General features: G+C 69.4%; 12 protein-coding genes and 2 tRNA genes. 7 read left to right on the plus strand and 7 right to left on the minus strand.

The genetic code is table 11. The features are described 5' to 3' along the window. Window positions 1-31: 31 nt before the first annotated feature. From HMPREF9062_RS09645 to ftsE, 3 genes are all read right to left on the minus strand, one after another. Entirely contained in the window at window positions 32-1,297 is a 1,266-nt protein-coding gene (locus HMPREF9062_RS09645) for a M23 family metallopeptidase (RefSeq protein ID WP_009749931.1), read from the minus strand. Between the two features lie 116 nt (window positions 1,298-1,413). After that, window positions 1,414-2,331, minus strand: a complete 918-nt coding sequence (ftsX, locus tag HMPREF9062_RS09650; RefSeq protein ID WP_009749932.1) for a permease-like cell division protein FtsX — start codon at window positions 2,329-2,331, stop codon at window positions 1,414-1,416. Window positions 2,332-2,342: 11 nt separating this feature from the next. Next, complete coding sequence (gene ftsE, locus HMPREF9062_RS09655; RefSeq protein ID WP_009749933.1) at window positions 2,343-3,032, minus strand: cell division ATP-binding protein FtsE; 690 nt, start codon at window positions 3,030-3,032, stop codon at window positions 2,343-2,345. A 131-nt stretch (window positions 3,033-3,163) separates the two neighbouring features. On the opposite strand from ftsE, the gene HMPREF9062_RS09660 reads away from it, so the two are divergent. Further along, complete coding sequence (locus HMPREF9062_RS09660; RefSeq protein ID WP_009749934.1) at window positions 3,164-3,520, plus strand: hypothetical protein; 357 nt, start codon at window positions 3,164-3,166, stop codon at window positions 3,518-3,520. Between the two features lie 5 nt (window positions 3,521-3,525). Continuing rightward, window positions 3,526-3,672 (plus strand): hypothetical protein, encoded by a 147-nt coding sequence (locus tag HMPREF9062_RS13900; protein ID WP_441293810.1) that lies wholly within the window; start codon window positions 3,526-3,528, stop codon window positions 3,670-3,672. Between the two features lie 32 nt (window positions 3,673-3,704). On the opposite strand, the gene HMPREF9062_RS09665 is transcribed toward HMPREF9062_RS13900, so the two are convergent. The 4 genes from HMPREF9062_RS09665 to HMPREF9062_RS09680 all read right to left on the minus strand — a co-directional run bounded on the left by HMPREF9062_RS09665 (window position 3,705) and on the right by HMPREF9062_RS09680 (window position 10,410). Beyond that, a complete protein-coding gene (locus HMPREF9062_RS09665) occupies window positions 3,705-4,358 on the minus strand; it encodes a single-stranded DNA-binding protein (protein WP_009749935.1) in 654 nt (217 codons plus the stop codon). Between the two features lie 192 nt (window positions 4,359-4,550). Next, window positions 4,551-6,044, minus strand: coding sequence for a GTPase (locus HMPREF9062_RS09670; protein ID WP_050795279.1), 1,494 nt, complete (start codon window positions 6,042-6,044; stop codon window positions 4,551-4,553). Next, window positions 6,041-7,651, minus strand: coding sequence for a GTPase domain-containing protein (locus HMPREF9062_RS09675; RefSeq protein WP_009749938.1), 1,611 nt, complete (start codon window positions 7,649-7,651; stop codon window positions 6,041-6,043). Before HMPREF9062_RS09675 ends, HMPREF9062_RS09670 begins: the two co-directional genes overlap by 4 nt. 86 nt (window positions 7,652-7,737) lie before the next feature. Continuing rightward, entirely contained in the window at window positions 7,738-10,410 is a 2,673-nt protein-coding gene (locus HMPREF9062_RS09680; protein ID WP_009749939.1) for an ATP-binding cassette domain-containing protein, read from the minus strand. 137 nt (window positions 10,411-10,547) lie between these two features. Between HMPREF9062_RS09680 and HMPREF9062_RS09685 the strand changes: the two genes are divergently transcribed. From HMPREF9062_RS09685 to HMPREF9062_RS09705, 5 genes are all read left to right on the plus strand, one after another. Beyond that, window positions 10,548-10,620 (plus strand) — tRNA-Arg (locus HMPREF9062_RS09685). Between the two features lie 211 nt (window positions 10,621-10,831). Next, window positions 10,832-11,452 carry an oligoribonuclease gene (gene orn, locus HMPREF9062_RS09690; RefSeq protein WP_009749940.1) on the plus strand — a complete coding sequence of 207 codons (621 nt, stop codon included), beginning with the start codon at window positions 10,832-10,834 and terminating at the stop codon, window positions 11,450-11,452. A 152-nt stretch (window positions 11,453-11,604) separates the two neighbouring features. Then, a tRNA-His gene (locus HMPREF9062_RS09695) sits at window positions 11,605-11,680 on the plus strand. A 109-nt stretch (window positions 11,681-11,789) separates the two neighbouring features. Further along, a complete protein-coding gene (locus HMPREF9062_RS13675) occupies window positions 11,790-12,326 on the plus strand; it encodes a DUF6463 family protein (protein ID WP_253270696.1) in 537 nt (178 codons plus the stop codon). Between the two features lie 156 nt (window positions 12,327-12,482). Continuing rightward, window positions 12,483-12,776, plus strand: a complete 294-nt coding sequence (locus HMPREF9062_RS09705) for an antibiotic biosynthesis monooxygenase family protein (protein WP_009749942.1) — start codon at window positions 12,483-12,485, stop codon at window positions 12,774-12,776. Window positions 12,777-12,803 lie beyond the last annotated feature (27 nt).

Genomic DNA, 12,803 nt, shown 5'->3' on the forward strand with positions numbered 1-12,803 from the left:
GGTCCTGCCGGGGATCGCCCGGTCGCCGGCCTCAGAAACCGGGCAGGGTCATCGGATCGATGTACGTCCCGTCGCGCGCCACCTGGAAATGAACGTGGGGTCCGGTGGCGTACCCGGTCGAGCCGGTGTAACCGACCACGTCGCCACGGCTGACGTACTGTCCGTCGGATATGACGCGCCCCGATAGGTGGCACAGTGTGATCACGTAGGAATGCCCGTCGATATAGCCCGCGTTGATGTCGATTCCGATCCCGCACGATGCGGAGTCCCAGTACGTGGCCGTGCCCGAAACCGCGGCGTACTGGGGCGTGCCCTCCGAGGCGGCGAAATCGGTGCCCTGGTGACCCGTTCCGACCCCGGTGACGGGATGGACGCGGAAGCCGAAGGGGGAGGTGACTGTCAGAGCCCCGGTAATGGGGTGGCCTATGAAGCCGTCCCCCAGAGAGTCGGCGCCGATGGAACCGGAGGAGATCCCAGTCCGTCCGTCCTCGTAGGCGGCTCGATTGGCGGCATCGATCTGCGCGACACGTTCGGCCGCCGCGTCGGCGTCGGCCGACGCCTGCGCCTGCTGCTCCTTCAAGTCCTTCTTCCGCTCCTCCAGAGTCGCGGCCGCCGTCTCCTTCTCGGACTTCAAGGAGGCGACCTCGTCGCGCTTGGCGGCGGCGCTGTCGCGGGCCGCCCGCGCCTGCTCCTGAGCGGCATCCGCATCCGCCTTCAAAGTGGCGACACGATTGGTCGCCGCGTCCTGACGAGCTCTGCGGTTGGCGTCCCGAGCGCGCTCCTCCTCAGCAGAGACCAGGGCATTCTCCTGAACTGAAGTGGCGATCTCCATGGTGGAGGCGCGCTGAGTCAGATCATCGACGTCGTCGGAGGCCAGGACGTAGGACCACGAGCTTACATCGCCGTCCCCCTGGTAGGTGGCGACGACCAGATCGGCCACGGACGTGGTGTTCTCCGTCGCGTCGGCCTGGGAATCCGTGGCCTGCGCGCCGATAGCGGCCAGGTCGGACTCGGCGACATCGAGACGGTCCGAGGCCTGCTGCTGCTCGCGCTCCTTCTCGGCCAGGGCGTTGTCGGCCGCTGTCAGATCGTCCTGCGCTGTGGTCAGTGAGGTGTCGGCGTTCTGCAGGTCGATGTAGGCCTGGCCGAGCTCCGCGGAGACTCCCTCGAGCGAGGCGGTGAGCTCCGCCCGCCTCTGCTCGGCGTCGGTCTGCTCGTCGGCGGCGTCGGAGCGGTCGTCGGCCCAGGCGGTCGTGACTCCCACGGGGGCCACCGCCAGCGCGAGCACGGCAAGCACCCCGGCCGGGCGCCTGAGACGGACCCGGCGCCGCGAAGTCTCGGAGGCGTGCGAGAACGGCTGCGACTGCCGGGCGGCAGGGGCCTCGACGGGCGGGCGGGAGGAGCGCATGGCGGTCAGACCCTCGTGTATTTCGACAGGGAGAATGAGGAAGAGACCGCTGCCAGGACAACGGCCGTCAGGATGAGCCACGGAGCCAGGCGCATGACATCCCCGGCGTTGATGAAGGCCGTGGTGAAGGCGATCGAGGACGCCAGCCACCTCTGCACTAGGAAGTGCACGCCGGCCCACAGCGTTCCGACGGCGGCCAGCGCCCCGATCAGGGCCGCGATGACGCCCTCCAGCATGAATGGCAACTGGATGAAGAAGTTGGAGGCGCCGACCAGCCGCATGATCTCCGTCTCCTTGGACCGACTCATCGCTGACAGCCGGATAGTAGTGGTGATCAGGAGCACAGCGGTCAGCCCCATGATCGCCGCCAGTCCCGCGGTGATCCATGAAGCGCGATTCATGACCAGGAAGAACGGCTCGAGGGTCTTGCGCTGATCATGGACGCGCTCCACCCCGTCGCGTCCGGTGAGCTGCTCGACGACGACCTGGTATTTCTCGGCGTCGACCAGCTTGATGCGGAAGGACACCGGCATCATGCTCTCGGTGGCATTGCGTCCGATCCGGGAACCTCCATAGGCCTTCATGAAGTTGTCGTAGGCCTCGGCCTTGGACTCGACGGTGTAGCTCTTGACGTAGGGCTTGAGCGCGTCGGAGTTGATAAGGCTCTCGACGGCGTCGATCTGCTCCTGGGTGGCTTCGCCTCCTGAACAGGTCGACGCCGAGGAGGCGGCCGGGCACATGTAGACGCTGACCTCGACCTTGTCGTACCAGTCGCCCTTCATGGTAGAGATCTGAGTCTGCAGGAGGGCGGAGGCGCCCACGAACAGCAGGGAGACGAAGGAAACCAGGACGACCGAGACGCTCATGGCGAAGTTGCGGGCCAGACCCTTGCCGGTCTCGGAGACGATGAAGCGGAAGCGCACAAGTACCCCTTTCAGCGGTCCGAGCCGTAGACGCCGCGGGCCTGGTCGCGCACGACTTCTCCCGCCTTGAGCTCGATGACGCGCTTGCGCATCTGGTCGACGATCTCGTCGTCGTGAGTGGCCATGACCACGGTAGTGCCCTGCCGATTGATGCGGTCGAGCAGACGCATGATGCCCACTGAGGTGGAGGGGTCGAGATTGCCAGTGGGCTCGTCGGCCATGAGCAGCTTGGGTCGGTTGACCATGGCGCGGGCGATGGCGACGCGCTGCTGCTCGCCCCCGCTCAATTCGTGCGGGAGGCGCTCCTCCTTGTCGGCCAGTCCGACCAGATCCAGGGCCTCGGGCACCGCGGACAGGATGTAGTGCCGGGGCTTGCCGATCACCTGGGAGGCGATGGCGACGTTCTCGAACACGGTCTTGTTCTCCAGCAGACGGAAGTCCTGGAAGACGAAGCCCATCTCCTGGCGCAGTTTGGGCACCTTCCAGCTGGAGATCTGAGCCAGGTCGCGCCCCAGCACGTGGATGGCGCCGGCGGTGGGCCGCTCCTCGCGCAGGGTCAAGCGCAGGAAGGTCGACTTCCCGGAGCCCGACGCCCCCACGAGGAAGACGAACTCATCCTTCTCAACATCGATCGAGACGTCATCGAGCGCGGGGCGCGCGCCCCGTTTGTAAACTTTGGAGACGTGGTCGAACCGGATCATTCAGTGGCTGCTTCCTGGCGTGCGAGGGTGCGGTGAGACCCGCTCCCAGACCACCGTAGCCAGTGCGGGTGCGCAATCCTCGGCGTGACACGCGGGTCGAGACGGTGTTGACGCCCGCTACCGTGTGATCCGTGCCCGATCCGCAGCCCCTTCCCGCCCTGGGCGATGTCGTCGACGTCGGCTCCTGGGCGAGGTTCTCACCATCTCTGGCCATCTTCCTCGACGAACAGGTGCGGTCCCGCGGCCTGCCGGGCGGTCCCGGCGACGGGCTGACCGTTCTGCTGACGGCCCCCGCCCCCGTGGCCGTGAAGGAGGAGCCGGCCGCCGGCGGTCTGCGCTCGCTGTGGCGCGGACGGCCGCGCCGCGCCCTATCCCCTGAGGTCCCCGGCGTAGCACTGACGGGGGGAGAGACGGCGTGGAGCTGGACCTGTCCGTACTCGACGACGCCGGGCGAATCCTGCTGGACGCCGACGCCCGCACCCGACTGACCGCCATGGGATGGCAGCGGCGCCGGCAGACGCTCGTGAGGGTCCTGCCGGACGGGGGGTCGGCGGCCGAAGCGGTCACCCGAGTGCTCATCGAGGTACTCGGCGTCGCTCACCCGGCGGATCTCGACTGGCGAGTGATGCCGCACGGCTGAGAACTCGCGCAGAGGAAGCCGTCCACCGGCTCTCACACGAGGGCCTCGTCGCGGACCGTGTACGTCAGCGGGTCGGAGGGAACCGGGTCGGGCGGTGCGACGGACTCGTCCCGGGCGGTCTCCCAGTGCGCATCCGTCAGGGGGTCCGCCGCCATCCCGGAGGCGTCTGCAACACCCGCAGCGGCGGAGGCGGGCCCGTCCGGCCCGCGGGCGTCGTCCGCTGAGGCGGTCGTGGGCGCCGCAGCGCCCGAAGCGGTCGCGGGCCCGGCGTCCGCCGGCGCGGACTGCATGGACTGCGCACTCGGTGCCGTCCGCGCACTCTGCGCCGCGCGGGATACCCGCATGAAGCGGGACTCGCCCCGGGTCAGGTCGTGCCCGCCGCAGGAGACGGTCAAGACATTGGTCACATGCTGTCCGCGGTCGCTCTCCCAGGCGTCCTGGGAGAATCGGCCCACGAGAACGACGGGATCGCCCTTGTGCAGGCTGCGCGCGAAGTTCTCCGCGAGGTGGCCCCACGCCTTGGCGGTGAACCAGACAGTCGGTCCCTCCCGCCATGAGCCCTCGACGCGGAAGGACGGGGCCGTGGCCACGCGAAAGTAGCAGAAGAGGCGTCCCGAGGGCGTGCGGGAGATGATCGGATTGGTGCCCAGAAGGCCCTGAACGACAAGATCGAGCTGACGACTCATGAGGTGCTCCTAGCCGAGTGCGGCCAGCACCGTGCTGGCACTCCCCCACGGTCGCGTCCGAGTACTGGTGCGCGCCACCGCCCCTATCCGGCCCGGTGGACGCACCCCGCGCGAGAGCGCCTGTGGAGCCCCGCGACCGGGAGGCTCCCGTCCCGCCGACCTCGGCCATCGCCCCCATGGCGGGGCGGTGCGTCACCAGGGCCCGGGTCCGCGCTCGGGACGAACCTTGATCCCGAGGGCCTCCTGAAGCTGGCGGTGGCGGCCCAGCACGCCATCGGCCGGACTGGTCAGCCCGCGGGCGACGACGGAGCCGACGCGGGTGCGCACCTGCGCACCGTAGCGTCTGGCCTCCTCGCGCGCACGCGAACGGCGCAGGGTCATCGCCGCGACGACGAGGAGCACGCCGAGCGCGAGCACCACTGCGGGCAGGATCACCCGACCGCCGCCGACTGCCGCGGCCGCGCCCCAGATGATCCCGACGAGCACGAGGACGAGTCCTCCCCACCAGGTCAGTTCGACGACCGGCGCGCGGTGGCCGGGCAGAGAGACCGATCCGACGGCCTCGGCGGTTTGGGCGGCCAGAGTTTCGGGCGCGGCCACGGCGTTCTCGACGCTGCGCAGCCACACCGGCGGCAGACCGTCGGTGACCTGCCGCAGCCAGGTGGTGCGAGCCGCCGCGACCACCGTCCTGGAGGGCGGCTCGGGACGCGCCAGAGCACGAGGCAGAGTCCGAGCCAGACCCGTGCGCACGGAGTCCTCGACAGCCTGCGCACCGGAGGCGCGAATGAGGGAGGCCGCGGTTTCCTGGGCGACGGCGGGATTAGGCACGATCGCCTCGGACGCCGCGGTCGGGCGCAGCCTGGCGGTGATGGCGTCGAGCTCGGCCGAGGCGGTGCGAGCAGCGTTGGACTCGTGGGCCACGCGGTCGCACAGGATCTGGCGGACCCTGCCCAGATTGTCCCCGCGGACGGCGGAGACCGGCAGGACTTGAACATCGTGAAGCCCGTCGGCGGTCAGGAGGCCGCGCACGTCCTTCAGCAGGGTTGCGGCGCCCCCGGCGGGCAAGGTGTCGATCTGGTTGACCAGAATCAGCATGTCCTCCTGGCGGGCCCCCAGGCCGCGCAGATAGCCCTCGTGGAGCGCAGCGTCGGCGTACTTCTGAGGGTCGACAACCCACACGAGGATGTCCGCCAGCGGCACCAGCCGGTCGACCTGCAGGGCGTGGGCGGTGGTGACCGAGTCGTAGTCGGGCACATCGAGCAGTACCAGTCCGGCGAGCTCGTCCTGATCGGAGGCGTCCAGGAGGGACTCGCGACGGATGCGCCGCTCCCGATCCACACCCAGGAAATCCAGAAGCGCATTCGCGTCGTCGCCCCACGAGCACGCCGCAGCCTGCGAGGTGGTGGGGCGGCGCGCGCCGACATCGGCGAACTGCAGCTGGGTCAAGGCGTTGAACAGGGAGGACTTTCCCGACCCGGTCCCGCCGAACAGGGCCACGACGGTATGATCCACGCCCAGAGCCAGGCGCTCACCGACCTCGTCAAGTGCCTGCCGAGCGGGAATAGCCAAGGAGGCGGGCACCTCCGCGGGGCAGACGTCGAGAGCTGCGCGCAGGCGCGCCAGACGGGCCTCGAGGTGGACGGCATCGAGCGGTTCGGCGTGTGAGACGGGCGATTCCAAAGTCATGCAGAGGCTCCGGGACGGACGAAGGGGCTGAGCTCACCGGCGCGCAGACGCAGCGCCGCGGCCAGCGCCGGGTCGGGAGCGAGTCCGCGAGCGGCGCCCGCGGGCACGATGGCGGCCAGCTCGGCCGCCAGGGTCTGGACCAGGGCGTCACGGGCCTGGGCGACGGCCTCGGCCAAGCCCAGCCCGCGGGCGGCTTCGAGGGCCCCGTCGACGCCGACCGCGGCCGCGACGAGCAGGTGACCGACGCCGTCGGCGCTCATACCCCTGGGGGGACCGGCGGGGACGAGACGAGCGCGAACCTGGTCATGCGCCCACCGCGCGGCCAGATCGCCGTCGCGAACAGTCCCGAGCCGCCCCGTCGCGACCGACTCGGGAACGCCCGCACCGGTCCACAGCTCACGGGCCTGTCCGGCGAGCGAGACCAGGGCGGCATGAAGTCTGTCGGCGACGACTTCCACTGCGTCGGCCGCCAACTCCCCCAGAGCCTGAGTACGGGCCTTGGTGCGCCGTCCGAAAAGCCCGGCGCGCAGGCGACGACCCGTCTCCAGCGCCGCCATGGAGGCCAGCGGCCCACCGGCGGACGCCAGGGAGAGCCAGCGAGTGGCGGGAGCGCCCTGACCCCACGAACCCGCATCGATCTCGGCCCGCATAGTCGCCACCGGAGCCGTCAGGAGAGCCTGGGTGGCGGACTCGAGCCGCCTCGCCGCGTCGTCCTGAGCGTCGACGTCATCGGCCAGTCGGACCAGGTCGGCGCGTAGGCCCGCCCATGTGCTGCGCCCGGTGCGGCGCACCAGGCCGGCGGCGCGATGGCGGCCGGCCAGCAGCCGCAGCCAGTCGCGCAGCGGGGCGACGGAGCTCTCTGGCAGCAGACCCTCATGAGGACCGACGTCGGGGACGACGAAGAAGGGGGACTCGGCCAGACCCAGGCCCTCGAGGCGCTCGACCAGGTCGCGACGCACCTCCGGGAGGATCCGGGCGGGGACGCGGTTGAGCACGACGCCGATGGGAGTGCGGCGTCCTGCGGCGTCCTCCAGTGTCGACCAGGGAGTGTGGTCACCGTAACGTGCGGCGGTGGTGATGAAGAGCCACAGATCCGCAGCCTCCAGAAGACGCACCGCCAGAGTGCGGTTGGCCTCGTGCACGGAATCGAGGTCGGAGGCGTCGACGAGGGCCAGACCCGAGGGCACGGCGTCGGAGACGACGGTCAGGCAGACCTGCGCCAGAGGGTGCTCGGTGAAGGCCTTGATGTCCTCGGGATTGACGACCAGCACGGGCGTGCGCGTCGTCGGGCGCAGGACCCCGGCGTCGGAGACCTCGGCGCCCAGAACGGAATTGACCAGCGTCGACTTGCCCGCGCCGGTGGAACCGCCCACGACGACGACGGCGGGCAGTTCGGCGTCGGCCAAACGGGGCAGCACGTGGTCGCGGACCTGCCCCACAAGACTGGTGCGCAGTCGACGGGCGTCGGCGACCCCGTCGGCGTCGAGCATGAGCTCCAGCCGCTCCAGATCCCCCACGGTGTCCGTCAGGACGTTGATGAGCTGGGCGCGGCTGAGCGCGGAGACGGGGACGTCCCCGGGGGGAAGCAGGGACACGGATGCGGCCATGGGCCAACTTTAGGGCCGTCGGGGGCGTGCGCGTGCCATTGTCGCAATACTGATCCCGGGCGTGTGGGCCGGACGCGGTCAACGGATCAGCGCCGTCCGCGACGGGCCAGTCCGACGTAGCAGGCGATCAGGCAGACCAGTCCGATGGTCGATAGAACGCCGTAGCTGGCGAGCCACTGCGAAGCCGTGTGGTCCCACAGGTCATCGGCGCGGTGAGGGACGATCCGGTTCATGTCCACGGTGGAGGCTGCCAGAGCGTAGCCCCAGCGGGCGGGCATGAACCAGGCGAGCTGCTCGAATACGGCGCGCCCGGCGATCGGGACGACGCCGCCGGCCAAAACCAGCTGGCCCATGATGACGACGACGAGTACGGGCATGACCTGCTCGGAAGAGGATACGAACGCGGAGACCGCCAGGCCCAGCAGACCGGAGACGAAGGCCACCGCCCAGCAGCACGCCGCTAGCTCCAGGCCGGGGCTGCCCAACAGGATGGCCTCGGACGGCTGGGCGTTGAGCATGAGCGCGACGCCCACCATGATGGCCGTCTGCACGGTGACGATGAGGGCCAGCATGATGGCCTTAGCCACCAGGTAGGAGCCGGATCGCAAGCCGACCGCCTTCTCCCGCAGGAACACGTCGCGCTCGCCCACCAGTTCACGGATCGTGGCGGCCATCCCAGAGAATGCCGCTCCCGTGATGAGAACCACAAGAAGTTCGAGAGCCTGTGTGGAGGCGATGGGGCAGGGGACGTCCGGAGTGGGATCGGGCGGCACGGGTACGGCGAAACCGTCGCCGCCGGGAATGGCCTTGGTCAGCAGCGCCATGATGATCGGCAGGACGAGCATGAAGGCCAGGTAGGAGGGGTCGGCGACGATGATCCGCATGTGGCGCCGCACGAGGGTGGAGATCTGCCGAACGGCCGACTGCTGAGGAGCCTTGAGATAACTCGCGGACAACGCGGTGGGGATCCGTCGCCCGTCCCCGCGGCGGGTCGACGGCTCGACCGCCTCCAGGTGGGCGCGCAGCACATCGGTGTGATTGCGGATCAGGGTGTAGACGTCGGCGAAGCCCTCGATCTCACCGGGGTCCGGGAACCCGCCCCTGGGGGCGAAGGTCACCGCCTGCCCCTGCGCCCGCAGCTCCGTCAAACGCGCGCGGAAGTAGGGGATGACCTGACGCGGGGACCCGTAGTAGACCGGTTTGCCGCCGGAGGCCAGGATGAGGACCTTGTCGGCCCTGTCGATGTGGTTCTCGTTGTGGGTCACCACCATCACCGTGCGGCCGGCATCCCCGGGACGGGTACCGTGCGCCAGGGCCGCCAGCAGATCCATGACGTCACGGTCCAGCTGGGGGTCCAGTCCGGAGGTCGGCTCATCGAGGAACAGCAGTGAGGGGCCGGTGAGAAGCTCGATGGCGGTGGATACGCGCTTGCGCTGGCCGCCGGAGAGCTTCTTGACCCGCTTGTCGACCTGCTCGGTCAGGTCGAGGTCCTCCAGGACCTCGTCGATGCGCTGGCGCCGCTCGGCCTTCGACACGTCCTTGGCGAACCTCAGCTCGGCCGCGTACGCCAGGGTCTGACGCACCGTGAGCGCCGAGTGGATGACGTCGCTCTGCGGGACCACGCCGATCTTGTTGCGCATGACCGGGTAGTGCTCGTACACGTCCAGTCCGTCGAACAGCACCTGACCGGTCTGCGCCTTCTGCTCGCCGGTCAACGCCTTGAGCAGCGTCGACTTGCCCGCGCCCGAGGGGCCCACCACCGCCAGGAGCTCGTTGCCCGGCAGTTTGAAGGAGATTCCGTCGAGCAGGCGGAGCTTGCCGTCGTTGACGCTGAACGTCAGGTCCTTGCCGACCAGTTCGCCCCCGCCACCGACTTTGACGGAGCAGGTGCCGTCGGGGGCGATCTCGACGAAGGTCGACCCCATGCCGAAGGTGGTGGGCCGGGTGACCAGGTGGCTCTGAATGCGCTGGTGGCCGAGCAGGACGCCGTTGCGTGAACCGAGATCCGTCACGAGGGCGCCGCGCGGGGTGACGTCGACGCGTGCGTGGTGACCGGACATGGTGGGGTCATTGACGGTCAGGACATTATCGGGATGACGACCGATCGTGCCCGAGCCGCTGATCGTGACGCGGGCGGGCTGCGGGGGCCGACCGGGCAGTGGGTTCCCCGGCGCGGAACCGCCGACGGCACGGCCGATGGCCATGGTCGTGTCGGCCGCCCGGGGGAAGGCCGGCGGCGCCGAACCGTAACCGCTCCCCGGGCCGGGCCCTGCGGGCGCGCCCGGCCCCGAGGAGGCTCCCGGCGCGATCGGCCCGGCGCCGTAATCCCCGGGGGCGGTGCGGCGACCGGCGGCGCCCGCGGGCGAGACGGGCCCGCTCGCATTCGCGGCGGGCTGGGCAGCGGAGGCGGATGACCCGGGCGCTGCGGCGGGGGCGGGGCCTCGGGCCGGGGTCCGGGTCGGGACGAGATCCAGGCCGGGGCCGGATCCGTCGGCGAGATGGATGCGGGTCGGGGAGGTGACGAGCACCCGGGGGACCTTCTGACCCGCGACCACCATCCCGTTGTCCGACAGGCACTCCACGAGCCAGCCTTGAGGGGTCGGTGAGACGCTCAGATGCCGGCGCGAGACGATGGAGGAGTTGGACACGACGACGTCGCATTCGGGAAGACGGCCCACGACGAAGGGAGCGGCGAACAGCCGCGGTTGGACGTAGGCGGGCGCTGCGGACAGCCGCACGGCTAACGCTGTGTAGGGCACGAGGGTCCTTTCACGACGACGTGGGCGCGAGCGCCCGGGGTACCGGTACGATACCGAGATCGGGACGCCCCCACGCGGCGCGCCTGCGCACCGCCGATGGGGACAACTGCACCCGATGCCGTACGCTGAGCCCGCCCGCCTCCGTAGCTCAATGGATAGAGCACCGGCCTTCTAATCCGATGGTTGCAGGTTCGAGTCCTGTCGGGGGCACTGGATCCTCTCACCTCCGCTAGCGGGGGCGAGAGCCCCTCCTCGCGCCCCCACGCCCTTCCATAGTCTCGCATGCCCCCGCGCGGACACGGGCGCCGCTCATGGAGCGGATGCGCCGCTCACGAGGTGCACGAGCGGCCCGGCTGCGCTGCCCGGGATCCCGGGAGAGCGAACCGGGCCGGGGCTACACTCGGTCACCGTGAGCCGACAGATGACTACCTCCGACCCGTTGGTATGGATCGACTGCGAAATGACCGGCCTCGACCTGAGCGCCGACGCGCTCATCGAGGTGGCCGTCGTCGTCACCGACTACGATCTCAAGCCCCTCGGGGAGGGGATCGACGTACTCATCAGACCGCCGGCGTCCGCGCTGGAGCAGATGGGCGACTTCGTGCGCGAGATGCACACCACCTCCGGCCTGCTCGACGAGCTCGGGCAGGGGCTGACCATGACCGAGGCGCAGCAGAAGGTACTGGAGCACGTGCGGTCGTTGGTGCCCCAGCCCCGCACAGCCCAACTGGCCGGGAACTCGGTGGGCACCGATAAGGCCTTCCTCGCACGCGACATGCCTGAGCTGATCAAGTACCTGCACTACCGGGTCGTGGACGTGTCCTCGATCAAGGAGCTCGCCAAGCGCTGGTACCCGCGCACCTTCTTCCACTCCCCCGAGAAGCACGGGGGGCACCGCGCCCTGGCCGACATCCTGGAGTCGATCGACGAACTGCGCTACTACCGCAGACTCCTCTTCCCCGCCGGCGAGGGCCCGACGAGTGAGGAGTGCAGGTCGGTCGCCGAGGAGATCTCGGCGCACCCGACATCATCGACGTTCTGACGTCCGATCTGTCCTCCGCGCTCGCCCGAGGCAGTGGTTGCGCACCGTCGAGCATCGCTGCGCGCACGTGATGCAGCGCACGAAGAACGAATTGGTGCCCACGCGAGCAAGCCGATAAAGTACTGACCCGTTGCGATCCGCTCGCGGCGATGGTGGCTGTAGCTCAGTAGGTAGAGCGCCTGGTTGTGGTCCAGGAGGTCGCGGGTTCAAACCCCGTCAGCCACCCCACTCACTGATCGTCGGGCGGCGATGAGCGTTTTAACCAGTTGCCGCGCTCAGCCCTCTATGCGCGGCCGACCTCTCCCCGATCTCGCCGGATTACGATATGATGTTGCTAGTGCGCGGACGCAGTTTCTCGTCGGTGCCCGCTGTACGTGACTGCACCGTCGTGCGCTCGCACCGCACGCGACGCAATGACGACCCGTGTCGGAAGAATTTGGTCTCCCCCAACATGTGCGCAAAAACCTCAGGAATCTCACGAATCTCAGAACCCGCGGAGGATTCACGAGCACGTCCCCTCGTCGGCTGGTGCCTCATCGGTATCGGGATCCTCCACAGCATCATCGGACTGGTCACGGGGCGATCCCCGATCAGGGAGGGCATTGTCGCAGGAACGATCGGCGCATGGGACACCGCTCCGGACCGGCGGGCGATCTACTGGTTCCTCGTCACCGGTTTCGCCCTGATACTTCTCGGCGGAGCGATCGCGACCCTCGAGCGCCGCGGAATCGCCCTGCCGTGGGCGTTGGTGGGAGGCCTGGGGGCGCTCACTCTCGGTGGCATCGTCACCATGCCGTCATCCGGATTCTGGCTGCTGCTCGTCCCGTTGATCCTCGCGGTGGCCCGGCGTCGTCGTCGGCGCACGGATCCGTGAGAACACCGCGTCCCCGATCGCCGCGCAGGTCGAGGCCCTCGCGGGCACACGAACCCGAGCGTTGAGGGTGCGGGAGTATTCTCACGCCGTCGTGAGCCGTGACCGGAGCACCGACGTGGTGTCCACCCCGATCCATCTATCGTGTGAGGAGCCCCCATGACCTTCGTCAATATCACCGCTCTGACGATCCCCGAGAACGCGGATGCCGAGATCGAACGCCGCTTCGCCGCCCGCAAACGGGCCGTCGACAGGGCCGAAGGCTTCGCAGGCTTCGAACTCCTGCGCCCCGTCATCGGGGAGAACCGCTACTTCGTCGTCACCCGGTGGGACACCCGCGAGCATTACGAGGCGTGGGCCGCCGCCCGACCGACTGGCCGCCATGCGGACGACGAGCGCCGCGGCATGAGCGTCGAGCCGCTTGGCTTCGAGGTCGTCCAGCACAACGACTGACCGGGCGGGGCTCCGGCCCCGGCCGTG

This window comes from Actinomyces sp. oral taxon 448 str. F0400, from assembly GCF_000220835.1.
GTDB lineage: Bacteria > Actinomycetota > Actinomycetes > Actinomycetales > Actinomycetaceae > Actinomyces.